General features: G+C 61.6%; 21 protein-coding genes and 1 pseudogene. 4 read left to right on the forward strand and 18 right to left on the reverse strand.

The features are described 5' to 3' along the window. Nucleotides 1–66: 66 nt before the first annotated feature. The 7 genes from ABEH27_RS09595 to ABEH27_RS09625 all read right to left on the reverse strand — a co-directional run bounded on the left by ABEH27_RS09595 (nt 67) and on the right by ABEH27_RS09625 (nt 7,276). Nucleotides 67–960 (reverse strand): DoxX family protein, encoded by an 894-nt coding sequence (locus tag ABEH27_RS09595; RefSeq protein ID WP_346613350.1) that lies wholly within the window; start codon nt 958–960, stop codon nt 67–69. Then, complete coding sequence (locus ABEH27_RS09600) at nt 957–1,484, reverse strand: heme-binding protein (protein ID WP_346613351.1); 528 nt, start codon at nt 1,482–1,484, stop codon at nt 957–959. The genes ABEH27_RS09595 and ABEH27_RS09600 overlap by 4 nt, the downstream gene beginning before the upstream one ends. A gap of 65 nt (nt 1,485–1,549) precedes the next feature. After that, nucleotides 1,550–2,044: a heme-binding protein gene (locus tag ABEH27_RS09605; RefSeq protein WP_346613352.1), complete on the reverse strand. Its 495-nt coding sequence runs from the start codon at nt 2,042–2,044 to the stop codon at nt 1,550–1,552. Nucleotides 2,045–2,214: 170 nt separating this feature from the next. Then, nucleotides 2,215–3,399, reverse strand: coding sequence for an L-dopachrome tautomerase-related protein (locus tag ABEH27_RS09610; protein WP_346613353.1), 1,185 nt, complete (start codon nt 3,397–3,399; stop codon nt 2,215–2,217). 38 nt (nt 3,400–3,437) lie between these two features. Then, nucleotides 3,438–4,826, reverse strand: a complete 1,389-nt coding sequence (locus ABEH27_RS09615) for an MFS transporter (RefSeq protein ID WP_346613354.1) — start codon at nt 4,824–4,826, stop codon at nt 3,438–3,440. A 53-nt stretch (nt 4,827–4,879) separates the two neighbouring features. Continuing rightward, nucleotides 4,880–6,082, reverse strand: a complete 1,203-nt coding sequence (locus ABEH27_RS09620; protein WP_346613355.1) for a mandelate racemase/muconate lactonizing enzyme family protein — start codon at nt 6,080–6,082, stop codon at nt 4,880–4,882. A 162-nt stretch (nt 6,083–6,244) separates the two neighbouring features. Beyond that, a complete protein-coding gene (locus tag ABEH27_RS09625) occupies nt 6,245–7,276 on the reverse strand; it encodes a LacI family DNA-binding transcriptional regulator (protein ID WP_259135943.1) in 1,032 nt (343 codons plus the stop codon). A gap of 295 nt (nt 7,277–7,571) precedes the next feature. Between ABEH27_RS09625 and ABEH27_RS09630 the strand changes: the two genes are divergently transcribed. The 3 genes from ABEH27_RS09630 to ABEH27_RS09640 all read left to right on the forward strand — a co-directional run bounded on the left by ABEH27_RS09630 (nt 7,572) and on the right by ABEH27_RS09640 (nt 11,473). Further along, nucleotides 7,572–8,288 carry a gluconate 2-dehydrogenase subunit 3 family protein gene (locus tag ABEH27_RS09630; RefSeq protein ID WP_346613356.1) on the forward strand — a complete coding sequence of 239 codons (717 nt, stop codon included), beginning with the start codon at nt 7,572–7,574 and terminating at the stop codon, nt 8,286–8,288. An 87-nt stretch (nt 8,289–8,375) separates the two neighbouring features. Next, a complete protein-coding gene (locus tag ABEH27_RS09635) occupies nt 8,376–10,151 on the forward strand; it encodes a GMC family oxidoreductase (RefSeq protein WP_346613357.1) in 1,776 nt (591 codons plus the stop codon). A gap of 11 nt (nt 10,152–10,162) precedes the next feature. Continuing rightward, entirely contained in the window at nt 10,163–11,473 is a 1,311-nt protein-coding gene (locus ABEH27_RS09640; RefSeq protein ID WP_346613358.1) for a c-type cytochrome, read from the forward strand. Nucleotides 11,474–11,530: 57 nt separating this feature from the next. On the opposite strand, the gene ABEH27_RS09645 is transcribed toward ABEH27_RS09640, so the two are convergent. The 10 genes from ABEH27_RS09645 to ABEH27_RS09690 all read right to left on the reverse strand — a co-directional run bounded on the left by ABEH27_RS09645 (nt 11,531) and on the right by ABEH27_RS09690 (nt 21,158). Further along, entirely contained in the window at nt 11,531–12,463 is a 933-nt protein-coding gene (locus tag ABEH27_RS09645) for an alpha/beta hydrolase (RefSeq protein ID WP_346613359.1), read from the reverse strand. Between the two features lie 65 nt (nt 12,464–12,528). Continuing rightward, a complete protein-coding gene (locus ABEH27_RS09650; protein WP_346613360.1) occupies nt 12,529–13,809 on the reverse strand; it encodes an OprD family porin in 1,281 nt (426 codons plus the stop codon). A 49-nt stretch (nt 13,810–13,858) separates the two neighbouring features. Further along, nucleotides 13,859–14,728 (reverse strand): aldose 1-epimerase, encoded by an 870-nt coding sequence (locus ABEH27_RS09655; RefSeq protein WP_346613361.1) that lies wholly within the window; start codon nt 14,726–14,728, stop codon nt 13,859–13,861. A gap of 91 nt (nt 14,729–14,819) precedes the next feature. Next, a complete protein-coding gene (locus ABEH27_RS09660; RefSeq protein WP_346613362.1) occupies nt 14,820–15,911 on the reverse strand; it encodes a mandelate racemase/muconate lactonizing enzyme family protein in 1,092 nt (363 codons plus the stop codon). Further along, nucleotides 15,908–16,717, reverse strand: coding sequence for an NAD(P)-dependent oxidoreductase (locus tag ABEH27_RS09665; RefSeq protein WP_063426081.1), 810 nt, complete (start codon nt 16,715–16,717; stop codon nt 15,908–15,910). Before ABEH27_RS09665 ends, ABEH27_RS09660 begins: the two co-directional genes overlap by 4 nt. 83 nt (nt 16,718–16,800) lie before the next feature. Next, nucleotides 16,801–18,090, reverse strand: a complete 1,290-nt coding sequence (locus ABEH27_RS09670; protein WP_346613363.1) for an MFS transporter — start codon at nt 18,088–18,090, stop codon at nt 16,801–16,803. A gap of 84 nt (nt 18,091–18,174) precedes the next feature. Then, nucleotides 18,175–18,468, reverse strand: coding sequence for a Dabb family protein (locus ABEH27_RS09675; RefSeq protein ID WP_063426077.1), 294 nt, complete (start codon nt 18,466–18,468; stop codon nt 18,175–18,177). Nucleotides 18,469–18,483: 15 nt separating this feature from the next. After that, complete coding sequence (locus ABEH27_RS09680) at nt 18,484–19,890, reverse strand: aldehyde dehydrogenase (NADP(+)) (protein ID WP_346613364.1); 1,407 nt, start codon at nt 19,888–19,890, stop codon at nt 18,484–18,486. An 11-nt stretch (nt 19,891–19,901) separates the two neighbouring features. Further along, nucleotides 19,902–20,348, reverse strand: a complete 447-nt coding sequence (locus ABEH27_RS09685) for a nuclear transport factor 2 family protein (protein ID WP_063426073.1) — start codon at nt 20,346–20,348, stop codon at nt 19,902–19,904. 3 nt (nt 20,349–20,351) lie between these two features. Then, nucleotides 20,352–21,158, reverse strand: coding sequence for a ribonuclease activity regulator RraA (locus ABEH27_RS09690; protein WP_346613365.1), 807 nt, complete (start codon nt 21,156–21,158; stop codon nt 20,352–20,354). Here ABEH27_RS09690 and ABEH27_RS09695 point away from each other — a divergent pair. Then, nucleotides 21,148–22,950: an IclR family transcriptional regulator C-terminal domain-containing protein gene (locus ABEH27_RS09695; RefSeq protein ID WP_346613366.1), complete on the forward strand. Its 1,803-nt coding sequence runs from the start codon at nt 21,148–21,150 to the stop codon at nt 22,948–22,950. The two genes, ABEH27_RS09690 and ABEH27_RS09695, sit on opposite strands and share 11 nt — an antisense overlap. 109 nt (nt 22,951–23,059) lie before the next feature. On the opposite strand, the pseudogene ABEH27_RS09700 reads toward ABEH27_RS09695, so the two are convergent. Then, nucleotides 23,060–23,250, reverse strand: a pseudogene (locus ABEH27_RS09700) (LysR family transcriptional regulator); the annotation flags it as partial.

A 23,250-nucleotide genomic window follows, 5' to 3' on the forward strand; every position in this document is an offset into this window, starting at 1 on the left:
AACATCCAGTTACTTAAAGCGGGCAGTCTGCCATGCCTGCCCGGTTTTAGCCTACTGCCGTCGAGCTCAGCCCTGCCCTTGCTTGTTGACCGCCAAGGGTACAAACCGCCGCGGGATAAGCCGACGATGCAACAACCAGCCGTCCAGTGAAAACTTCCCGGCGCCCGTCATCATCACCCCGCCGAACACGATCATCAGCAGCATCACGTACTCCCAACCACCACCGCCTGCCGAGGCCCACGCGTAACCGCGGCTCCATTCCCCACCAAAACCGACGGTGGCCACCAGGAAGTAGATGAGGCTGACGAACGCGCCCAGCCTGGCAAACAGGCCAAGACCGACACTGACTGCACTGGCGAACTCGATCAAACCGCCCAGAATCACGAATGCCGCAGCCATTTCCCCCAGGCCGAAACCCTGGAAGCCCGCTTCGAGCTTATGAAACCAGCCCATGCCGGCAAAGATCTTTTCAGCGCTGTGGCAGAGCTCGTTCAAGCCGAAGTACATGCGCACGAGCGTCGCCTGCCACAACAAGGTGCCCAACCACGCACCTGGCTTGGAGCGGTCTCGGCGCAGGTCGCTGAAGGCACAGTCCACGAACTGTAGAAAGATCGGAATGGCGGCGATACTCGCGACCCACACCATTACCTGCGCGTCATTCATGGCCGCGACGCGCCAGGCGAGCAGAAACGGCAGCAGCGACAACAGGTAGCCAGGCGCGAACACCCTGGGTGTGATCATTACGGCGCTGAGCAAGGCCACACCCATCCAGAAGGTGCTGGACCAGGCTGCGAAATCTGGCAACGTATGGTTGCCCCAGCCACAGTAGACAGCGGCCAGCAGCGTAGCCGCCAGCCCCGCCACGCTGAGCGAGTGAGGCATGGTCGAAGGCTTCAGGAGGCCATAATCGCTGGCAGAAGCGCCATCGACAGGGTCAAGACGCAGGGTGGCACTGTTCATGGATGGGTCTCCTTGAGGGGTTGCGGAGCAGGCAGCGTTTTTTCGAAGGCGCGAACGACTTCGGTGGCAAAGCGCTGCTCTTGGGCATCACTGGCACCACCCGCCACTCCCATTCCGCCGACGCGCTGGCCCTGCTGGCGTATCACCAGGCCCGCTACCGCCGGCAGGATGCCCGGGATGCTGCCCAGTTGCAGGTTGTCCTTGCGCGCCATGTCGTAGAACACCACCGTGTCGACATCGTTGATTGCGGCCGAGTTGGCTTTTTTGATGGCTGCCTCGACGCACCCCGGCGCCGCGCCATCCATGCGTTTGAACGCCAGCAGGTAACCGCTGGCATCGGTGATCGCGATGCATGGGTGCAACCCTTCGCCAATCGCCTTGGCAACTGCCCGGTCCAGCAGCGCGGAGGCTCCGGCCAGCGACAGGTTCGCCGTGCCAAGCAATGGCTCAGGTGTATCGGCGGCGCTGGCCAGAGGCAAGGCTCCCGCGACAGCGGCGCTTAACAGTAAACGTGACAAGCTCATGTTCGATTCCTTGCAGACAAAGTGCAGGTCAAATACGGCCCCCAGCAACACCGGAGGCCGCTGCCTCAATGGAACGTGGCCGCCACGTCTTCAGCCAGTTTCTGTTCGGTCAGGTCTGTCGCGCCGCTGATGCCCACACTGCCAATCACGTTGTTGTCATGCTTGACCACTACGCCGCCCACCGCTGGCAGGATGCCCGGAATGGTGCCGATGGCCAGGTTCTCTTTTCGCGCCAGGTCGTAGAAGGTGATGGTATTGATGGCAAAGCGCGCTGCAGACTTGGCCTTGGCGATCGACGCTTCGACGCAACCGGCGTAAGCGCCCTGCATGCGGGTAAAGGCCAGCAGATGCCCGTCGGCGTCGGTCACGGCAATACAGATGTTCATGCTGCGGCTGCGGGCCATCTCGGTTGCGCGTTCGGCCAACTGCTGGGCCGCAGCGGTCGACAGGTTTTCCTGGGTGACCACTGAAGTACTCGGCGCATTAGCCGCCTGCACATGGGTGAAAGCGGAAGCGATGAAGGCGAAGCTCAAAGCGGCCATGCTGTTTTTTGTTTTCATGGTTACAACTCCTGGGTTTACGACCTGTGCGCCATTGCACAGGCAGGCTTGGAAAATGTATGGGGGCCTTTTGCGCAGGCGTAGGCACCCTGCGGCCGCCAATGACGGCCGCTGGATCATGGGTGTGAAAGGTGCAGGGTTGGCAGGCGCCGCAACACCTGCCCGGGGGCTCAACGTGTGGTGGCTAACGGTTTGCCGACCAGTCCAGGGACTTTCTCCCGATCGCCAAGGTTTTTGGGCAGCTGCAGCTTGTAGATCTTGAATGGCAACTGCAGCGCATCCTTTCCGCCCGGCCCACGGTTAGACGCCATGCGGGCACTCTGCGGAACCGGTATATACAGCTCGCGCTGGTCGGAAATGATCATCGCGTCGGGATTGGCCAAGCGCTCGTCCTCCGCGACAACGCGCAGGGTGCCATCCGGCGAGTAGACGGTGACCCGAGGCTTGTCGTACTCGCCCATGTAAATATTGCCGGCACTGTCGATTGCGGTGCCGGTGAGCGGGTTGGTGTTGTAGACGAACTGCACTTGCTTGCCCAACGCCTCATCGCTCAGCCCTGGGTCACGCAGGCCGGCGGTCGGTACCCGCCACAATGGCCCGCTCAGCGGCTGGTAATAGAGCCACTGGCCATCGGGACTGATCTCGATGGGGTCTGAGTGCACCTGGTGATCACTGCCGTCCGGCAGCAACAACACATGGCCGTCTTCACCGATTGGCCGTCGGGTTGGAATCATCTGCGTCGACGGGTGCCCCGCCAGCCGCCTGACAGCGTCACCGGTGCGCAAGTTGACGACGATGACCCCACCCAGGCCGGAGTCGGTCACATAGGCGTGTTCGCTGTCCAGGCGCAAATCATTGAGGTTCGCGCCAGCCGGCAGCACGCTGGCGGGTAGGCTGATGCTGCGCAACAGCTTGCCGCTGCGGGTATCGAACTGGAGGATCTTCTGCCCGGGATTGATGCCTTCAGGGCCTGCATCCTCGCCTTGGTCGATCGCCCACAAGGTGTCATCGTCGAAGATGTGGATGGTGTTGATCTTTACCAGCGCGGCCGCACTTGGCTTGCCCGGCGCCCAGTCGTTCCACTGCCCGCCTGGGAAGGGCTTGAGGCTGCCATCAGGCATGACCTCAGCAATGGAGGGGGTTTTCTCGAACCCCGGCCAGCGCGGCAGGCCGACGAACAGGCGACCGTCAGAGGTCAGCGCCACCGCATTGCACAGCCAATCCAGGCGTGCCACTTCAGTGAGCGCGGGGCCCATGGCCGGCCACTGGCTGGCGTGTGCCTGCGGGGTGCCGGCCAGGCCGGTCAGGCACGTTGCCAGGCTCAAGGCGCGGAACAGCTTTCTGCTCTTGTACATTATTGTTGTCCTTGTCAGTAATGTGGCCACAGCGGGTATCAATTGGCAGCCGCAGCGTTGAGAGACGGGCCGGATCGCGCATCATCCTGGCCGTTGGCGCCCTCGTCTGGGCGGCGCAGCGGGCCGACGATCACCAGGTAGCTGACGAACGCACCGACGGCATTCAGGGCGACGTAGATCAAAGCGCCGTTGAACGAGTTCATCGACTGCACCATGTAGCCAATCACCACCGGTGTGACGATGCCGGCCAGGCTGCCGAAGGTATTGAAGATGGCGCCATTCATGCCAATGCTGTCCTTGGGCGAGACGTCCGCGATGATTGCCCAACCCAGGGCGCCCACGCCCTTGCCGAAGAACGCCAGCGCCATGAACAGCACCACCAGCAGGTTGGTGTCCACGTAGTTGCACAAGATCATGCTCATCGACAGCGCCATGCCGATGAAGATCGGCAGCTTGCGCGCCAGGGTCAACGACATGCCTTTGCGCAGCATCCAGTCGGACGCCATGCCCCCGGTGATTCCCCCCACGAAGCCGCAGATCGCCGGCACTGCGGCGAGCAACCCGGCATCGAGCAGCGACAGCCCACGCTGCTGCACCAGGTACACGGGGAACCAGGTGAGGAAGAAAAACGTCAAGGTACTGATGCAGAATTGGGCCAGGTAGATCCCTAGGTACATGCGCTGCCTGAGTAAGCCGCGGGCACGTTCCCAGGTCTGGTTCCAGCCCCCTGCCTGCGGGCGGCTGGCCGCATGCTCTCGCAGGCTGGCGCCTCCGACGCGCATGGCCTCCAGCTCCGAAGGTGTGATGGAGGGATGCTCGACCGGCGCTTTGATTCGGCGGATGAACACCAACCCCATGAGCACGCCGGCGAGGCCCATCACGTAGAACACCCACGGCCAGCCCCAGCGAGTGGATATCCAGGCCAGCAGCGGTGTGAAGACTACCGCTGCGAAATACTGTGAGGAATTGAAGATCGCCGTTGCAGTACCGCGCTCGGCAGTGGGAAACCACATCGAAACGATCTTGCTGTTGGCAGGAAAGCACGGGGCCTCGGCCGCACCGACCATGAAGCGCAGGATGAACACGGCGAAAAACGCGAGCCCTACCGGCATCATCGCCACCGTGCCAATCAGGCCGGTGAATACCGACCAGGCGACGATCGCCAGGCCCAGCACACGGATGCTGCCGAACCGGTCAATGGCCAGTCCACCGGGCAGTTGCAGTAGCATGTAGGCCCAGGCAAAGGCGGAGAACAGCCAGCCCATCTGGGCATGCCCCAAACCCATTTCGTCGGCCAGGCTGGCGCCGGCGATGGACAGCGTGGCGCGGTCGCCCTGGTTGATGATCATCATCACGAACAGCAGGATGATGACTTCGTAGCGGCGATGTTCGGCAAAAAAACGGCGCAGAGAATGTGTTTTTTTCATTGTATTCTCGATGGCGGATTGGCGGCGCAGTCAAGTTGCTGCACCGCAACCACTCAGCAGTGGGTTTCTCGGATGATTGCGTCCGCCCGCCGCCGGATTTCCGGCCGCAGCGCCGTCCCCAGTCCCGGCAAAGTCGGCGCGAGCGCGAAGCCCGCTTCGATCTGCGGCACCTGGGTCACCAATTCGCCATACCAGGTCGACAGCGACGCGCGCACGACCTCCTGCAGCACGGCAGTGGGTGCATGCAGCCCCAGGTGCAGGCCGGCGTACAGCGCCACGGGCCCGGTGCAGTCATGCGGTGCCAGCGGCTTGTTGTAGGCCTGGGCCAACGCGGCAATCTTGCGTGCCTCGGTGAAACCACCGCACCACACCAGGTCCAGCATCAGATAATCGAGGCTGCCGGCGTTGAGCAGGTCGCGGTAGGCAGTGCTGCCGCCGAGTGTCTCGCTGGCGCAGATCGGCACCCGGGTACGGTTGCGCAGGTCGGCCAGGGCCTGGGTATCGTCCATTTTGCACAGCGGGTCTTCCACCCAGTACACATCGAAGGCCTCCAGTGCCTGGCAGATACGCAGGGCTGCAGTGCTGTCCCAGAGGCTGTGCATCTCGCACATGATTTCGATGCGATCCCCCACAGCCTGGCGAATCTGGCGGAACGCCTCACAGCCTTTGCGCACCTCTTCAAGGCTGATGCTGTTGGCCCCCTGCTGGCGGGCAAACGGGTCGAACGGCCAGATTTTCATGGCCGTGTAGCCCTCTTCCACCAGGCTGATCGCCAGGGCGCCGGCATCGCGGCTGAAGGCCAGTTGATCGTCGTAGGGGCCCTGCGCACGATCGGCCGCAGTGATCTCGCGGCGTGCGCCTTGCTGAGTGTTGAAGTCATAGCCGGCGCAGGTGTTGTACACACGAATCCGCTCGCGGCAGGCACCGCCCATGGCTTCGTGGATAGGCACACCATGACGCTGGCCCTTGAGGTCCCACAGGGCGATGTCCACCGCGCTGGCGGCGCGGATTTCAGCGCTTGCGCTGTGGTAGCCGATGTACGGGTTGCTGAGTTCCAGGGCGATGGCCTCGATCTGCCGCGAATCCCTGCCGATCAGACCTGGCGCAATGAGTTCGTGTATCGCAGCTTCTACAGTGGCAGCACCGCGAAAGGTTTCGCCCAGGCCGATAAGCCCTTCATCGGTTTCGATCTCCAGCCATATCAGCTTGGGGCGCTCGGGCAGGCGCAGGGTTCTAACGCAGGTTATCTTGGACATTGTTCTTATCCTGAATCCATTCCAGCCAAATGGTATCGTTACCATTTCCGCTAAAAAACCTAGCGCATTGCATCAGGATGGACAAGAGCATTTGAGTTATTAATTAAAAAAATGTCGATCTGATAACGTTACCTTTACACCACGAAGCAGCGCTGGATCCCGCTAGACAGTGCTATCGCGCTTCACCAGCTCAAAGCCGATATCGACCGTTTTCAACGACACGCCATCACCCTGCAAGCGCTCCAAAAGCATCATTGCGGCTGTCTGCCCCATGAGCGTGCCGTCGATCCTGACCGTGGACAAGGCGGGAAAGGTATGAGCCGCGAATGCCATGTCACCGAACCCCATTACCGCCAGCTGATCCGGCACGCGGATGCCACGGGCAGCGGCTTCAGTGAGCACACCCTGAGCAATGGTGTCGGAGGTGCACACCACCACAAAGGGCTCGTTGGCATCGCCAGGCAAAGCCTGTAACAAGGCGCTCAGCCCCTCGCGCCCCTGCGCCAGCGACGGCAAGCCTTGCCAGGTGCGCCGGTGCAGGTCAGTGAACCCCTCCTCGGCCAGCGCCTGGCTGAAGCTGTCAGCGCGCCGCAAACCGCGTGGGTCATCGACAGCGAACAGGGCGAAATGCCGATAGCCTTGGCCAAGCAGATGCCGAGCAACGTCGCGGCCCGCCTGCTCATGGGAAAACCCGACCAGCATATCGATCGGTTCGGCTGACAAATCCCAGGTTTCCACTACCGGCACGCCCGCAGCCCGCAGACGGTTGCGGCTGGTGGTGGTATGCAGGGTGCCGGTGAGGATGATGCCGTCCGGGCGACGGCTGAGGATCACCTCAAGCAACTCCTGCTCCTGCTCACTCTGGTAACCCGAGACGCCCAACAGCACCTGATACCCAGCCTTGGCCAGGCGCTCGTTGATCGCCTGGAACGCGTCGGAAAAAATCGGGTTGGTTACCATCGGCACCACTACCGCCACCAGCCGAGTCCGGCTGGACTTCAGCGAACCGGCCAGGCGGTTGTGCACATAGCCGGTTTGCTCGATGGCGCGGCGTACTTTCAGGCGGGTAGGCTCACGCACGGTTTCCGGCTGGTTGAGATAGCGCGATACCGTCATGGGCGCAACTCCGGCCAAACGAGCCACGTCGCTCAAGGTGACTGCCGCACGCCCCTGCCCTTTGCCCTCTGAAGACATACCTGCCCTACCCCGTGATCCAGCGTTCGATAAGTCGCGCAAGAGTAGCCTGCGAAAATTTTGAAGGAAACCCATCAAAAGCATCGTGGCGCGATGTTCTGTCACAGCCCTAGACTCGCCCCGCTTGGATTCGAAGCAACGTTCAGCCCCGTCGGTGACTTGCCGGGGACCTGCCTGCCCGGCCGAACACACAGTGTGCGGCGCACGTTGCATCAAGCCGATAACAATAACTCAAGCGTCATCGCGCGGTGCCAGGCACCGATTGCGGTCGATGCACGTCCTGAGGATGATGGACATGAACAGACGTGAAGCCTTGATATCGCTTGTTCAAATCAGCGCCCTTGGCGCGATCAGCAGCGCCAGCGCCGGCGTGATACGTTCCGATAGCCACTTCCCTGTTGGCACCCAGGCTGATGCGCTGCCGTCGCCGCCAACCCCGGGTGCACTGGTGTATTTCACCGCTGCCGAAGCACATGAAGTGACAGCCATCTTCGACCGGCTCATTCCCGAAGACGAGCTGGGCATAAGTGCCAGCCAGGCGGGTTGCGTGGTCTTTATTGACCGCCAGCTGGCCGGCCCCTACGGCCAGGCGGCCAGCACCTATCGCCTTGGCCCCTACAAGCAAGGCACGCCCGAACAAGGCCCGCAATTCCAGCTAACCCCCGCCCAGCGTTACCGTGAAGCCCTTGCACGTCTGGGCGACTACTGTCGCACCCAGTACGGCACGCTGTTCAGCGCACTCGACCCCGACCGCCAGGACGACCTGCTTCGCGCCATGGAAGCCGGCCAGGACCGCCTGCCATTACCCCTGGGTGCCGGTTTCTTCGCCCTGCTGCTGCAGAACGTGCGTGAAGGTTACCTGGCTGACCCGATGTACGGCGGCAACCGCAACATGGTGGGCTGGCGCTTGATCGGCTTTCCGGGGGCACGCTACGACTACCGGCCCTACCTTCACAAAAAGGGCCAACCACTCCACCTGGAACCAGTGAGCCTTCTCGACAAGGCAGTCTGACCGGGAACACAGCCTATCGCACACCCTTCGCGCAGGGCGGTCACGGCATCTGCTGGCGCCCGGCTGCGCGCGAACCAAGGAACACGCATGAAAACAACAAGACCTAAAGCGGACGTGGTTGTCATCGGCCTGGGCTGGTCGGGCTCGGTGATTGCAGAGGAACTGGCCAGGGCTGGGCTGCGGGTAGTCGCCATCGAACGCGGCGCCTGGCGTGACACCGCCACCGACTTTCCACCCTCGGTGGACACCGACGAGCTGCGCTGGGCAACGCGCAGGGAAATTCTTCAGGCACCGCGCCAGGAAACCTACACCGTACGCAACAACGCCCGTCAGGAGGCGCTGCCCGTTCGCGAGTGGAGCAACCTCACCCTCGGCAACAATGTGGGTGGCGCAGGCACGCACTGGGCCGCAGCCTCCTGGCGCTTCAACCCGTTCGACTTCGAGCCTTACAGCAAGACCGTGGAGCGTTACGGCAAGGGCCACTTGCTGCCTGGCCTGCAGGTGCAGGACTGGGGTGTCACCTACCAGGAACTGGAGCCTTTCTACGATCGCTTCGAGCGCATTGCCGGCACGAGTGGCAAGGCAGGTGTCATCCAAGGCGTGGTCATGCCCGGCGGCAACCCGTTCGAGGGCTCACGCAGCCGTGAATTCCCTACGCCGCCATTGGTCCCGAGCCACTGGAACGACATCTTCAGCGAGAAGACTACGCAGATGGGCTATCACCCGTTCCCTGTGCCTGCCGGAACGATATCCCAGGCCTACGTCAACCCGCTGGGTGTCCGTATGGGGCCCTGCACCTATTGCGGTTACTGCCAGCTGTTCGGCTGCGGCAACTGGTCCAAGAGCAGCCCCAACGCCTGCGTCGTGCCCGCATTGATGCGCCACTCCACCTTCGAGCTGCTGACCGAGACCGAAGTCCTGCATATCAACAAGTCGCCCGATGGCAAGACCGCAACCGGCGTCAGCTACGTCGACAAGAACGGCGTGCGTGGCGAACAACCTGCCGACATCGTCATCGTCGCTGCCTATCAACTCGACAATGTGCGCCTGATGCTGCTCTCGGGCATCGGCGAGCCTTACGACCCGCGCACACGACGCGGGGTGATCGGGCGCAACTACAGCTTCCAGACCCTTTCGTATGCCTACCTGTGGTTCGAGAACGCACACCTCAATCCGTTCATGAACACCGGCTGCCTGGCGATTCAGATCGACGACTTCAATGCCGACAACTTCGACCACAGCGGGTTGGGGTTCATTGGCGGTGCGGGTATCCAGTCGTTGTCCAACAGCGGCTTGCCGATTGGCATGGCCGGCGTACTGCCCAAAGGCGCCCCGGCCTGGGGCAAGGGGTGGAAGCAGGCGTTCCGCCACAGCTACCAGAACTGGGCGATGATCCAGGGCCAAGGCACCAGCTACGCGCATGAAGACATGTACTTCGACCTGGACCCGACCTACAAGGACAACTACGGTCGACCGCTGATGCGCATGACGTTCGATTACAACCTCAACGACAAACGCTCAGGTGAGTTCATCCGGCAAAAGTGCGAGCAGATCGCCAAGGCTGTCGGAGGCCAGCATATCGAGTCCTACAACTTCGCTGCAGACCACTACACGCCATTTCGCGCCAATGACTCGTCGCACACCAACGGCGGTGTGGTCATGGGCACCGCCCCCACCACCAGCGCACTGAACCGCTATCAGCAATCCTGGGCCGCGCACAACGTGTTCGTGCTTGGCGCTTCATCGTTCCCCAATAACGGCGGCTATAACCCCACCGTGACCATTGGTGCGCTGGCGTTGTGGACCGCCAAGGCGATCCTCGAGCACTACCTGAAAAACCCTGGCCCATTGGTACAAGCATGAGGAGAGCTGGCATGAGCAAGAAAAAACTGCTGGTAGCGACTGTCGCCTCGCTGGCACTGGTGGGGCTGGGCGCCGCCCTGTACAGCAACAACAATACCGCTGCCGATGACGTCGCCGACGACCAGGTCACGGCAGCCCAAGCCAGCCCCGCCGACCCGGCCGCTATCGCCCGCGGTGCCTATGTATCGATTCAGGGTGACTGCGCCGCTTGTCACAGTGTTCCGGGCGGCAAGCCGTTCGCCGGCGGTTATGGTTTGCAGACGCCGTTCGGGGTGATCTATTCAACCAACATAACCCCTGCCCTCAACACCGGCCTGGGCCACTGGACCGAGCGCGACTTCTTCCGGGCCGTGCGCCACGGCAAGCACAAGGATGGGCAGCTGTTGTACCCGGCCATGCCCTACAACGCTTACGTGCGCTTCAAAGACGATGACATGCACGACTTATGGGCCTATATACGCTCACTGCAACCTGTCGAGCAGCCGGCAAAGCAGAACACGCTGGGCTTCCCGTACAACATCCGCCTGGCGATGCACGGGTGGAACCTGCTGTTCTTCGACAACTCACCGTTCCAGGCCGACCCATCGCAGTCTGAACAATGGAACCGCGGCCGTTACCTGGTAGACGGTGCTGGCCATTGTGCCTCGTGTCACACACCGAAGAACCTGCTCGGCGGCGATACTGGCCGCTACCTGCAAGGTGCAGATGTAGCCGGCAGCCATGCACCCGAAATCACCGGGGATCGATACCACGGTCTAGGGGCCTGGAGCGCCGAGCAGATCCAGCAGTACCTCAAGACTGGCAGCAACCACCAGGCAGTGGCATCAGGCACGATGGCCGAAGTCATCGCGTTTTCGAGCCAGTATTTAAATGATCATGACCTGGCAGCGATTGCCGAATACCTGCATTCACTGCCAGGTTCGCAGGCCGCCAAGCCCGAAGCGCTTGCTCAAGCGACGCCAGTCATGCGCCGTGGTGCCGCCGTTTATGAGCACAACTGCATGGCCTGCCACAATGTCGGCGGTGAGGGCATCCCTGGCATGGTTACCGGCTTCGCCGACAATCCGGGGATTCGTGCAGCAAGCCACTCCAACCTGGTGACAACGGTACTGGCCGGCAGCAGAGCCGCGATCACCGAGGCAAATGTCACCGGTGCCGGCATGCCTTCGTTCGACTGGAAGCTCAGCAATGCCGACATTGCTGCGGTGCTGACCTACGTGCGCAACAGTTGGGGAAACGCTGCGCCAGAGATACCGGCAGCGGAGGTTGCGAGGGCCCGGGAGTACCTGGGCAAACAAGCAAACCTGCAAAACGGCTTCTAAGCCGCTGTCACGGTTGCAGTACCCCGCGCGAACGAGGGGCCATTCGGGTCACAGCACTCAGGGCTGTGATTCGAACCGTTCGGCCATCCATTTGGCCATTCGATCGTAAAGCGCCTCGACCTCGTCGTCGCCAAATGCCCTGAGGGATGAGTGGATCATCCCCCGTCCTACCACCAACTGAACGGGCACGGCACACTTGCTTAACGCGCTGGCATAGGCAACACCGTGATCGCGCAGCGGGTCAATTTCGGCGACACCGATAAACGCCGGCGCCAGTCCTTGATGATTGGCTGCCTCAAGGGGCATGGCGCATGCATCGAACCGATTGGCGTCATCAGGTAAATAGCCGGCCAGGGATTTCTGCAAGCCTTCAACAGTCATCATAGGTGCTTGGGCATGCTCTGACATGGAAGGTAAATCAGTGCGGGTTGTGAGCACCGGGTAAACGAGCACCTGCCCCAACGGTTGTGCCTCGCCGTCCCTGCGCAGTGCCATGCATAACCCTGCAGCCAGCGTCCCCCCAGCACTGTCGCCCGCGACGATCAGCCGTTCGGTGCACAGATCGTCGGCCAGGCGCCCTTGGCGTAAGCCTTGCCAGGCTTTCAGGCAATCGTCCAGCGGCGCCGGATACGGATGCTCTGGGGCAAGCCGATACTCCACCGCGACGATTGCCGCTTGCAGGCGGGAAGCGAGGGCAAAGGCAAACCAGTCATGCGTATCCAGGCTACCCAGATCCCAGCCCCCGCCGTGCACGTACAGCAGTGTTGGCCATCCACCGCGTGGCGCAGCCGCCTGCGGCTTGTACACGCGCAGGCGCACGCCTTCATGTTCAAGGTCATCGATGCGCCAGTGCGCTGGTGCCGCACCGGTGCATGCACGGCAGGCGGCGAGAAACGCGCGCCTGCGCGCCGGCAGGTCCTGCCCTGCCGGCGCGAAGGCCTGGGCACGTTCAACGTAGGCTCTCATGTGTGGGCTGAGCTGTTCAGACATCGGTTCGAAGCTCCAAAAAATTGCATCCACCGTCCCCGCGAGAAGTCGGTGGTGCAGGCGGCAGGTCAGAACAGCGGCAAGGTGTAGGCGATGATGACGCGGTTTTCGTCGCGCCGCCCGGTCGCATCGCCTTGCAGCTGTACGTTCCGCCAGCGTAGGGCCACGTTTTTGAGTGGCCCGCTTTGAATCACATAGGACACATCGATGTTGCGCTCCCACTCGCTGGCGTCTTCTCCGGCCACCTTGAAGTTGTCGCCGCGTACATACCGTGCGAAGGCACTCAGCCCCGGCACCCCAAGGGGGGCAAAGTCCAGGTCGTACCGGGCTTGCCAGGAGCGCTCTTGAGCACGGTCGAATCTCAGCACCTGCACGGCATTGGCGGCTCCCGGCAGATCCGTGTCGTGAATGAACGGCAGCGCGCTGTCGCCCGCGTTGTACTGGTAGCCAATCCGGAACGTCTGGGCCCTGAGGTTCGCGCTGAGCATCGCAGACGTCATACGGCTGTCCAGCTTGCCCGCCCTTTCGCTGCCGGATTCGCTGGAATCCAGGTAGTTGAGCGTACCTGACAGGTTCCAGTCGCCCGCCTTCACTGCATGCGTGCCGGTATAGAGCGTCTGGTCGTAGACATCCTCCAGCCGGCCCGCCCAGACGCCCACGGAGGTCTGTGGGGTCATGCGCCAGGTGCCCCCAAGGTAGTTGAAGCGGTCGCTGGTCACGCTCAGGTAGTTGCCCACCTGTATATCGCGATTGCCGGCAAATTCTCGCTGGTTAACCTGACGCATCTGCCCCAGGCCGATGTCCAGGTTCTCAATTTCGCGAATGTCCAGCATGGCACCTTCGAAAAACTGCGGCAGCAGGCGCGCATCCCCCGAACTGACCAAGGGAATTCTGGGGAACAGGCCACCTACCTTCAGCTCACTTTTGGAGTACTTCAATTTCAACGCCGCGGTGGCTTCGGAAAATTCATCCGCCGAACGTGGGTCAGCATTGCGCGGTGCCCCCGCGCGCTTGTAGGCCCCAGGCAGCAATGCAGTGCCACTGCGCGAGGGAGATGAGTCGAGCTTCAGACCAAGACCCGCATATACATCGACGCCCACACCAATCGTGGTGTCGGTGTACCCGGATTCGCCTTTGAAGATAAAACCCTGAGCCCATTCTTCGAGTTTCGACTGCGCAGGCTTCGTCGAGTCACGTAGATCATGGTTGTAGTAGAAATTGCGGAACGTCAGATTAGCTTTGCCATCCTCCAGTAACGCAGCCTGCGCGCAAAAAGGACTTAAGCCGATCAACAGCGACAACGGTTTTGCAGCGCGAGCGAAGCCCGCTCCATACAAGGAGTGTTTCATTGTTTTTATTCTCAGTGCAGTGGGGGGGGGTTAAATCAGGAGCCAGTACTCAGTGACCGTGCCACTCGAAGTCGAGGGTGGCCGTCAATCGCGCCCCGGGCTCAAGCACGTGCGTTCCAACTTCGCGCCACTCCGAGCGCTCCCGGTTGAACGCATCTGCCAAGTGCGACACCGGTTCAAGGCAAACGAACGGTGCGTTCGCCGGTGCAAAGGCGACAAAATGCGACAACGGGCTGGATACGCTGATCGCCAGACGACCTTCGCGATACTCAAGGTTCAGCTTGCCGTCCCAGCGGGACTGGTAATGGGCCACAGCAGCCGGGTCATCGGCCTGCAGCGTGATGCCGCCGACTGCGTCGACAAACTCACCAGTGGCCAGGTATTGATCGTCGATCAGCCACTCACGCCCGCGGCTGTAGCGAGCGCGCATGCCGGGGTGGCGCTGGAAGTACGGATGCAGCCCAAAACCTGCGGGCATGTCGGTGTCACCCAGGTTTACCAGCGCCAGGGTAATGCGCAGGCAATTGCCTTCAAGCGTGAACCGTTGCTCGGCACGAAACATCCAGGGCCAGTGTGGGCCTTGATAAGTGCAAGCGATAAGCACCTGCTGCTGATCCGCGCTGACCACCTCCCAGGCTTGGGTATGGCTGATACCGTGAAGCGTATGAGGCTGTGCCGCAGGGTGGGCGGGTAGCTGGTAAGTCTGCCCGGCAAAGGACAAGCGCGCGTCTTTCAGGCGGTTGCAGTATGGCATCAGCGGATACGCGCCCGCCCGGGGCCAGTCCAATGGGTTGAACACGGTACTGCTGACCGGCAGCAAGATATCCAGTCCTTCGGCCTTGAGCGCGGCGACGCGCCCTCCCCACCCAGGGAGCAACCGAAGGGACCAGACGGCATTGCTCAGTTCAATGGCTTGCATAAAGCCTCCTCGATCAGAATTCCAGGCACAGCCAGCCCACACCGCTGGGTCGTAGCAGCTGTGCCAACGCATTAAGTGAGGCGGTGAGCGATCAGCTCCGGCGGAAACGCTCGATGACAGCGGTGTCGATGTCCACCCCCAGGCCTGCACCTTGTGGGATGTGCAACTGATTGCCCTGGCGCAGCGCCTCTATCGGGTAGAGCCAGCCGGCCGGCTCAACGAACAGGTACTCGACCTGCGGTACCGTCGGTTGAACCGCTGCTAGGTGCAGCGTAGCGATCAGGCCTGGCCCGAAATACGGGCAATGGGGCAGGACGACGGCCTTGTGCTGGCTAGCGGCCTCGGCGATACGCAAGCATTCGGAGATACCCCCGACCTTGGTCACGCTGGGTTGAATCGAGTCGACAGCGCCGCTGACCAACGCCTGTTCGAATTGCAATGCTGTGCACCAGTTCTCCCCCGCCGACAGCGGCACCCCTTGCCCACGCAGGCTCGCAAGCGTTGCGAAATCTTCCGGCGGGAAGATGGGTTCCTCCAGCCAGGCAAGCTTCATGTCGCGCAGCGCAGGCAGCCATTCGCGGGTGTTCTCCACGCTCCACGAGCAATTCACATCGGTGGCCAGCGGTACCTGGTCGCCGATCGCACGGCGACACGAGGCGATTTCATCCAGGGTGACTTCATGCAGCTTGATATCGCTGAACCCCATTTGCAGCGCCTTTTCACAAATGCCCGGCGCCACCTCGTTGTCCGCGTAGCGCACCATGCTGGCGTAGGCGGGAATCTGCTCTCGCGTGGCGTTGCCAAGCAAGCGGTGCAACGGGATACCCTGGCGACGGGCAGCGAGGTCCCACAAACCGATATCGACCCCGGAAATGGCGAACATCGTTACGCCATAACGACCGAAGAGGTGCAGGCGCAGCTGAATCTCGCGGTTCCATGCCGCGATATCGGAAATTTCGCGATTGAGCAGCAACGGCGCAATCAGACGATCGATCAACGCCTTGGTGGCATCGGCAACGAAATAGCCAAAGGCTTCGCCCCAGCCGACATTGCCATGCTCATCCTCAAGGCGGATCAACACGTTTTCCAGGGTGTTCCAGGTGGTGGGCGTTATGCCTTGCCCTTTGCCGCCATCGTTGAACGGGATTTCGACGATGTGGGTATCGATTCTGACGATCTTCATACGGCCTCCAGCACGCTGGCGAGGGGCACACCGGCATACGCTCCGCCCACATGGTCACGGCCCGAGCCAACCGCCGCCATCGCCTCGTACGGCAAGTAGTTCTCGGCCAGGTTGTGGTCAGCGGTATCTTGCGGCGCATAACCCAACGCGCGCGCGCGGCGGTTGTGGAACAGCGGGTTGGAGCTTTCCGAAACGCCGTAGACGATCTCTTGGCGCACATCCGGATGCTCAAGCCCGATCAGTGTCAGTTGCGCCAGGTCTCGGGCGCTCGTCCACATGCGCAGGCGGCGGGCATCCGACACCTTGGGGTCGGCATTGCCGATACGAATAATGAACGTGGCCAGCTCGCTACGCTGCGAGAACGTGGCGCACGCTGCCTCGCCAAAGACTTTGCTGAGCGCATAGTAGCTGTCAGGGGCAACCGGCATGTCGTCGAAGCTTTGTGCAACGTCACTGCGGTACTGCCCCAGCACGTGGTGGCTGCTGGCGAAGACGAAGCGCTTGACGCCATGGCGCTGCGCCGCTTCGAGCAGGTAGAGGGTAGCGTGGTAATTGGGTTCGACCGTCGCCTGGAACTGAATATCGGTACCATGCGCGCAGGCCAGGTGCAGGATGCCGTCGACGCCTTCTACCGCGCGTTGCACGCACGCAGGGTCAGTGAGGTCGCCGACCAACGCTGTTTCACCCTCACTCAGATGTTCGACAGGCTTGCGGTCGAACAGGCGCAGATCATAACGCTGACGGAGAAAAGGCCGCAGGGCGGTTCCGACGATACCGGCGGCGCCGGTGACAAGAAGCGTAGGCATGGCAAATTCCCAAATTCGTATCGATTGCCGGCACTTGGCTGGCCGTTCAATTTACAGCCCGGCCTGAGGCCGGGTGTCGAGGTTCAAGCCGCCGCCACTGCTGCGGTCTGGTTCGCAGGCTTCTGGCCAACGAAAAATGCAACGATCACCGCGCCCAGGATGCCCAGTCCACCTGCAAGCGCAAAACCACTGGCGTAGGTACCGGTCGACTGGATGATCATGCCGGTGACCGTGGGCGCGACGATGCCGGAGAGGTTAGCCAGGCCGTGCATGAAGCCGCCTGCAGTACCCACCTGATGATCCGGTACCGCGTCCTGGATCAACGACCAGTAAGCCGGTGCCGTCAGCATCAGGAAGCCGATAGCGACCGTCATTACCACGACCGTGGTGGTCACCGATTGCACCTGGCCAGTCAGGCCAATGCACACTGCGGCAATCAACAGACACGTCACCAGCACGACCTTTCGCGAAAACAGCTGCTTGCCTGTGCGCTTGAACACCCAGTCGATCAACAAACCGCCGCATACAAAACCTACGGTGCCGACCAACCAAGGCAGTGCCGTGACGATGCTCATTTCCTTCAGGTTGATGCCCTTGGCATCGATCAGGTAAGACGGGAACCAGGTCATGAAGAAATACAAGATGTAGTTGTAACAGAACAGCGAGATGCCAGTGACCAGTACCGAGCGTTGCAGGATGATCTGCAGCACCGGTGTACGCGGCGCATCCTGAGCAGCGGTAACAGGGGTTTCGCGCCCCTCGTTGATTTCGGCCAATTCTTCAGCCGAAACGCGTGGATGCTCCTTGGGGGTCGAAGTTGCCAGGCGGAACCACGCGAACGCCCACAGCACACCGACCACAGCGATTACGACAAATGCAACGCGCCAGCCCAGCCAAAGGGCCAGAAAGCCGACAATTGGCCCGGCCAACGCACCGCCGAGCGGGCCACCCGCCTGATTGATGCCAATGGCACGGGCGCGCTCTTTGATGGGGAACCAGCTATTGACGGTCTTGTTGGCAGTGGTCGACACCGGGCCCTCACCCACGCCGAACAGCGCGCGAACGATCAGCAGCGACCAAAAGTTGAAAGCCAGGGCGGTCGAGCCGCACAAGACGGACCAGAAGCTCATCGACCAGGTCAGCACCCGCTTGGGCCCGAAGCGGTCGGCCAGGTAACCGCCGACGAAGCAGAACAAGGCATAGCCAAAGAAGAAACTGCTAAAAATCATGCCTTTTTCAGAAGGCGTGAGGTGGTATTCCTGGGTGATGAAGGGCATGGCGATCGACAGGGCAGCGCGATCGACATAGTTGATGATCATGGCGAGGAACAACATCGTCAAGATCGTCCAACGGTAGTTCTTTTTCTTGTTCATGGGCATCTCCGTCCTGTGCCTATTAACACAGGATCTTGTTGTTATGGCGCGCGAACCGATGAGGGGCGCGCGCCGCATGCACCGCTAGATGCTGTAGTCGACCGCTACCCACTCAAAGTACTGTTTCAACTCACTTACAAGCGACTGGTGTGCAGGGTGTGGCAGGTATCGCTCCACTGCAGCCGCGTCGTCGAAACTGGACTCGAGGATGTAATCCCAGCAGATCGGACGATCCAATTCGTTGGCCGCGACGTGCCAGTCGCGGATAAAGTCGATTTCCTTATCCAGGTTGCGCATCCGCTCAACCAGCCGCGCTTCCACTACCGGCTCCGGGGTAACGTTGGCCAGGCGCCGGAACATCACGATATGTCGCATCATCGCACTGCCCTCCGCTCAGCCCAGCACCCAGGCAGGTGCATCCTGCAACGCAACTGGGCGCAGGAAGCGCTCGAGCGCGGCATACCCCACCGAGGTCGTCTGCGGCGCGGTGGACGACGGCCATGGGCCGCCGTGCTGCTGCGCGTGACACACCGCTACGCCAGTTGGCACACCCGCGAACAGCACGCGCCCTGATACGCGCTGCGCAGCACGCACCAGCTTGCGGTTATCCTCGCTGACATCGTCGGCGCCCCACAGGGTTGTGGTGAGCGTGCCGCCCACCGCATCAAGCAGCGCAACCACCTGCTCGATGGAGTCGGCGGTCACCACCAGTGCAGCAGGGCCGAACATTTCTTCACGCAGGTGCGCGTTGGCAATGAATGACGCGGCATCGGTAGCGAACAGCCGTGGCGCCGGGCCTGCGCTGTCAGGCGCGGGCTCGAACAAGGCCTGGGCATGCTCGGCGACAACGTTGGCCGCGGACTCGAACCCTTTCTGCATACCCGCCGTGAGCATGCGGTGGGTAGCGAAGGGCTTGATCGCCTCGGCGAGCTGCGCGACAAACTGCTGGCTGTGCGGCGAATCCAGCAAGACGATCACGCCGGGGCTGGTGCAGAACTGGCCGCAACCCAAGGTGATCGAGCCGGCCAGGGTCTTGGCCAGGCCTTCGCTGTCTCGCGCCAGTGCTGACGGCAAGGCGATCAGCGGGTTGATCGACCCCAGCTCACCGAAGAAAGGCACCGGACGCGGGCGCTCGTTAGCGGCTTGCCACAGGGCCTTGCCACCTTGGTAGGAACCGGTGAAGGCAACTGCGGCAATGCCGGGATGCTGTACCAGGTAAGTGCCGCCTGCACGGGAGGCACTTTCCACCAGCGTCAGGACGCCCTCTGGCAACCCTTGCTCACGTACAACCCGAGCGGCCAGCTCGAACACGGCAGTGGAGAGCTCCGGGTGACCCGAGTGGGCCTTGACCACCACAGGGCAGCCCGCCGCCAGCGCCGAAGCGGTATCGCCACCCAGCACCGAGAAAGCAAACGGGAAGTTGCTCGCCGAAAACATTGCAACAGGGCCCAGAGCACGCTGCACGCGGGCCAGGCGAGGGCGGCCAGCAGGAGGCGCACCGGCCACCGCATCGTCTTTTACCTGCTGGTACGGAACATGTGCTTCAACTTCAGTGGCAAAACCGCGCAGCTGGAACGCAGTACGGGCAACTTCACCGTTCAGGCGGGCTTCGCCCAAACCACTTTCACGGTCGGCGATCGCTACCAGTTCAGGTTGTTGCTGCTCCAGTGCGTCTGCCAAACCGCGCAGCAGGGCTGCCCGTACGCCTGGCGCGGATTCGGCCCAGCAGTCTGCAGCGGCGACGGCCTTGGCTACCACCTTGTCGATGTTGCTGAATGCCTGGTCTTGTAGCTTAGTCATACTGCTCTCCTTCAGCGCGCTTTGGCGGCAAGGTTGTAGCCGCGACCCTGGTAGTCGAAATCGACCAGTTCGTTGATCGCCACCTCTTTGTCAGCCGGGGATGCGTAGTACGCACGGATCTCTTTGATCAGCCCGCTTTGCTCATCGAAGACGTACCATTCATCGCCGCGCAGCGCGGTTCCCAGCTTGGCCTTCCAGTGCGTCCACTCGATCACGGCCTCATGGCTGTCATGGCTGACAAGGATTTTCTCGATGGTCCACTGCGAGCCCAGGTTCTCCACACACCAGACCCACTTGCGCGCAATGGTGTCGGCGCTGCGCCATGGAATCTCCGGCAAGCCGGCCGGGAAGTAATGAACGGCGTCAGGGGTGAAGCAGGACACCAGCTTTTCGTAATCGGCTTCGTTGCAGGCATCGAAGTAGCGGCGGATGAGCTGGGCGTATTTATGTTCGGCCATGACTCAGTCCTTCTTGTCGATGATGGACGCAATTGCCGGGCGACCTGCAGCAACCCAGGCGTGATAATCGCTGACCGATGCAGGGCTTGGCGGATATACGCCCCACAGGGCTTCGCCAGAAGCGATGCGCATGGCCAGGTAGTTCTCGATGTCGTCCTGTACGCTGCACACTTCAGCCAGCTCCTCGGCCAGGTGTGCGGGCACGATGGTCAAGCCATCAGCGTCACCGACGATGATGTCGCCTGGGTAGACCGCGACACCGGCGCAGCCGATTGGCACCTGCAGGTCAGCTACGTGGTGATAGGAAATTCGGGTGGTCGCGGTGATCTCGCGAGCGTAAGCCGGCAGGCTCATGGCAGCAATTTCACTGCCGTCGCGCAGTGCGCCGTCAGTGACGATTGCCTTGGCGCCACGTGCCAGCAGGCGGGTCACCAGAATATTCCCGGCAGAGGCGGCAGCGGGGTCGTTGCGGCTATCGATAACCAGCACATCACCCGGCTTGATCTGCTCCACACCTACCCATTGCAGGTTGTCATCGTTGGGCTTGGTGGTCATGGTGGAATAAGTGTCGATATCTTCACGCGCCGGGATGAACCGCATGGTGAAGGCACGCCCGGCGAACGGTTTCACGTCACGTGTCATGGCACGCAGGCCGACCAGGGCAGGCTGACGAAAGCCGCGTTTGAAAAGCTGAGTGGTCAGCGAGCCGCTGCTGCAGGTGGCGAGCTTGGCCAACACCTCATCACTGACCTTGACCTGCTTGCCGGAGACGCTTTCATGGGCGTCGGAATAGTTGTGGATGACGGTCATTGTTATGGATTCTCCAGGCGTTTTGATTCAACTCGTGCCCCCGGCAGTTCCCATATACTGGGAATGCATGCCATGGCGGCCCTTCTGTGATCGATTCTATGGCGGAAAAAACCGAGAGAAAGAGGCAGAATTCGCTCAGGCAATGCTGCGTTCCAACAGATGGGAATTTCAGATGAAAACAGGTGAAGGTACCGCCGCACTGGAAAAGGCGCTGGATGTGCTGCAGGCAGTCGGCGCGATGGCTACGGGAATCAGCCAGACGCAGCTGGCTGAGCAAGTGCAATTACCGCGCACGACGCTGTATCGAATTCTCGCGACCCTCGTCGAGCGAGGCATGATTCGCCGCGACCCGACCCGCAAGGTCTATCGCCTCGGTTTCAAATACCTGGAGATGGTGCGCAACGCCTATATGGAGCCAGACCTGGTCGCGACCGCCAGCAGCGAGTTGCGCTCGCTGCGCGACCTGACGGGTGAAACCGCGTACCTGGCCGTACTGGACGGTGACCAAGTGTTGTCACTCGAGCGTTGCGATGGCGCACATACCACGCGCTCCTCTGCCAGCCTGGGTCAGGGCAAACCTGTTTACTGTACAGGTCAGGGGAAGGCCATTCTCTCTGCGCTGCCGCCAGCCGCCAGGGACGAAATCCTCAAGGGGGTCGTGCTGACGCCTTTGACCCCGCTGACCATCACCGATCGACGTCGGTTGTTGGCCGAGCTGCAGATCACCAAAGCCCGCGGCTATGCGTTGGACGATGAGGAAATCCGATTGGGCGTGCGCTGCGTCGCAGCGCCCATCATCGACAAGCAGGGCGTTGTGCGCGGCGCCTTGAGCGTTGCAGGGCCAGCCTACCGCCTGACATTGGAGCGGCTTGGTCTGCTCGGCCCGGAGCTTGCCGAAGCCGCAAGGCGCGTGGGCGAGCAGCTACGCGCCACGCCCCCGGCACGCCCCGACAGTGCAACGGTGGTGCTCCCGGGCCCCTGGGCATTCCATGGTGCCTTTGCGCGCTGGTGCCCCACCCGAAACAGGCTGTACTGGGCAGATACCTTGGCGCCGGCGATCCATTACTGGGATGGCAAACGCAGCCAGTTGCTGATGCGTCTTGATCTGCCTATCACGGCAATGGAGCTCTGCGCCGATGGGCTTCTGGTGGCGCAGACCGGCGGCTGGTCGCTGTTCGATTGGGAGGGTGTGGAGCACCCTGTCCAGGATGTGCTTGGTAGCCGTCTGCTGGCGCTGGCTACCCACCCTTCGGGGGCATTGTGGGCCTGTGCGAAAACACCGGGGGGTTGCGTGATCGGTGAGCTGAGCGCCGAAGGCGAACTGCGCAACGGGTGGAGCGTCAACGAGCTGATCACCAGCTTTCGATGGGATGCCAAGGGGTCTGCGGTTTACGCCATCGCGTCGAGCGTCGGCAATATCCTGTTCATGCAGCCAGGCAGTAACCTCATTCGCAGGCTCGCGTCCCTGCCACCTGGGGGAGGCAGCTTCAGTGGGCTCGCTCTCGATGCCGAAGGCGGTGTCTGGACCACTCAGCGCGACGGATGGAGCCTCGCCCGTTTCGATGCCGACGGTAATCTGGACCGCATGATCGGCTTGCCAGTGCCCTCACCCACCGACCTGTGCTTCGGTGGCGAAGACGGTCGCAGCTTGTATATCACCAGTGCACGACAATCGCTGAACCTCGAAATGCTCGGCAGCGCGCCTGACTCGGGCTGCTTGTTGAGGGTGGATGCAGGCATTGCTGGCGAGATGGCCGCAGTGGGTGACTGGAAGGTCAACCCGCCACGATAGATACAACCACCCTACCGCCGCAAAATTGTGAATGGGGATGATAATAAAAACGGACGTCGCGATATTTTTTTCAGCGAGAATCGCCTTCAAAATCCTGAAAACCATCACGCTAAGCGCGCGCTCGAAAGTATCGACTAAGGAACTCCACCGTCACTTTCACCTTCGCCGAATTGAGCAACGGCGATGTGTGCACGGCCCAGACTGCAAGTCATCTTTGATGTCCCACATAGAACGCAGCAATATCCCCCGACCATCCAGGCACCATTGCCGGGCGATCTCGCCGTTGTTGGTGGAACTGCT

The organism is Pseudomonas sp. P39-UII1, assembly GCF_039672635.1.
GTDB lineage: Bacteria > Pseudomonadota > Gammaproteobacteria > Pseudomonadales > Pseudomonadaceae > Aquipseudomonas.

Excerpts from the sequence above, each read along its gene's own strand:
- ABEH27_RS09650 (WP_346613360.1), bottom strand. The coding sequence starts at position 13,809 with ATGAAACACTCCTTGTATGGAGCGGGCTTCGCTCGCGCTGCAAAACCG.
- ABEH27_RS09625 (WP_259135943.1), bottom strand. The coding sequence starts at position 7,276 with ATGTCTTCAGAGGGCAAAGGGCAGGGGCGTGCGGCAGTCACCTTGAGC.
- ABEH27_RS09680 (WP_346613364.1), bottom strand. The coding sequence starts at position 19,890 with ATGACTAAGCTACAAGACCAGGCATTCAGCAACATCGACAAGGTGGTA.
- ABEH27_RS09620 (WP_346613355.1), bottom strand. The coding sequence starts at position 6,082 with ATGTCCAAGATAACCTGCGTTAGAACCCTGCGCCTGCCCGAGCGCCCC.
- ABEH27_RS09605 (WP_346613352.1), bottom strand. The coding sequence starts at position 2,044 with ATGAAAACAAAAAACAGCATGGCCGCTTTGAGCTTCGCCTTCATCGCT.
- ABEH27_RS09685 (WP_063426073.1), bottom strand. The coding sequence starts at position 20,348 with ATGGCCGAACATAAATACGCCCAGCTCATCCGCCGCTACTTCGATGCC.
- ABEH27_RS09690 (WP_346613365.1), bottom strand. The coding sequence starts at position 21,158 with ATGACCGTCATCCACAACTATTCCGACGCCCATGAAAGCGTCTCCGGC.
- ABEH27_RS09640 (WP_346613358.1), top strand. The coding sequence starts at position 10,163 with ATGAGCAAGAAAAAACTGCTGGTAGCGACTGTCGCCTCGCTGGCACTG.
- ABEH27_RS09665 (WP_063426081.1), bottom strand. The coding sequence starts at position 16,717 with ATGCCTACGCTTCTTGTCACCGGCGCCGCCGGTATCGTCGGAACCGCC.
- ABEH27_RS09645 (WP_346613359.1), bottom strand. The coding sequence starts at position 12,463 with ATGTCTGAACAGCTCAGCCCACACATGAGAGCCTACGTTGAACGTGCC.
- ABEH27_RS09695 (WP_346613366.1), top strand. The coding sequence starts at position 21,148 with ATGACGGTCATTGTTATGGATTCTCCAGGCGTTTTGATTCAACTCGTG.
- ABEH27_RS09635 (WP_346613357.1), top strand. The coding sequence starts at position 8,376 with ATGAAAACAACAAGACCTAAAGCGGACGTGGTTGTCATCGGCCTGGGC.
- ABEH27_RS09595 (WP_346613350.1), bottom strand. The coding sequence starts at position 960 with ATGAACAGTGCCACCCTGCGTCTTGACCCTGTCGATGGCGCTTCTGCC.
- ABEH27_RS09610 (WP_346613353.1), bottom strand. The coding sequence starts at position 3,399 with ATGTACAAGAGCAGAAAGCTGTTCCGCGCCTTGAGCCTGGCAACGTGC.
- ABEH27_RS09630 (WP_346613356.1), top strand. The coding sequence starts at position 7,572 with ATGAACAGACGTGAAGCCTTGATATCGCTTGTTCAAATCAGCGCCCTT.
- ABEH27_RS09615 (WP_346613354.1), bottom strand. The coding sequence starts at position 4,826 with ATGAAAAAAACACATTCTCTGCGCCGTTTTTTTGCCGAACATCGCCGC.
- ABEH27_RS09675 (WP_063426077.1), bottom strand. The coding sequence starts at position 18,468 with ATGATGCGACATATCGTGATGTTCCGGCGCCTGGCCAACGTTACCCCG.
- ABEH27_RS09660 (WP_346613362.1), bottom strand. The coding sequence starts at position 15,911 with ATGAAGATCGTCAGAATCGATACCCACATCGTCGAAATCCCGTTCAAC.
- ABEH27_RS09670 (WP_346613363.1), bottom strand. The coding sequence starts at position 18,090 with ATGAACAAGAAAAAGAACTACCGTTGGACGATCTTGACGATGTTGTTC.
- ABEH27_RS09655 (WP_346613361.1), bottom strand. The coding sequence starts at position 14,728 with ATGCAAGCCATTGAACTGAGCAATGCCGTCTGGTCCCTTCGGTTGCTC.
- ABEH27_RS09600 (WP_346613351.1), bottom strand. The coding sequence starts at position 1,484 with ATGAGCTTGTCACGTTTACTGTTAAGCGCCGCTGTCGCGGGAGCCTTG.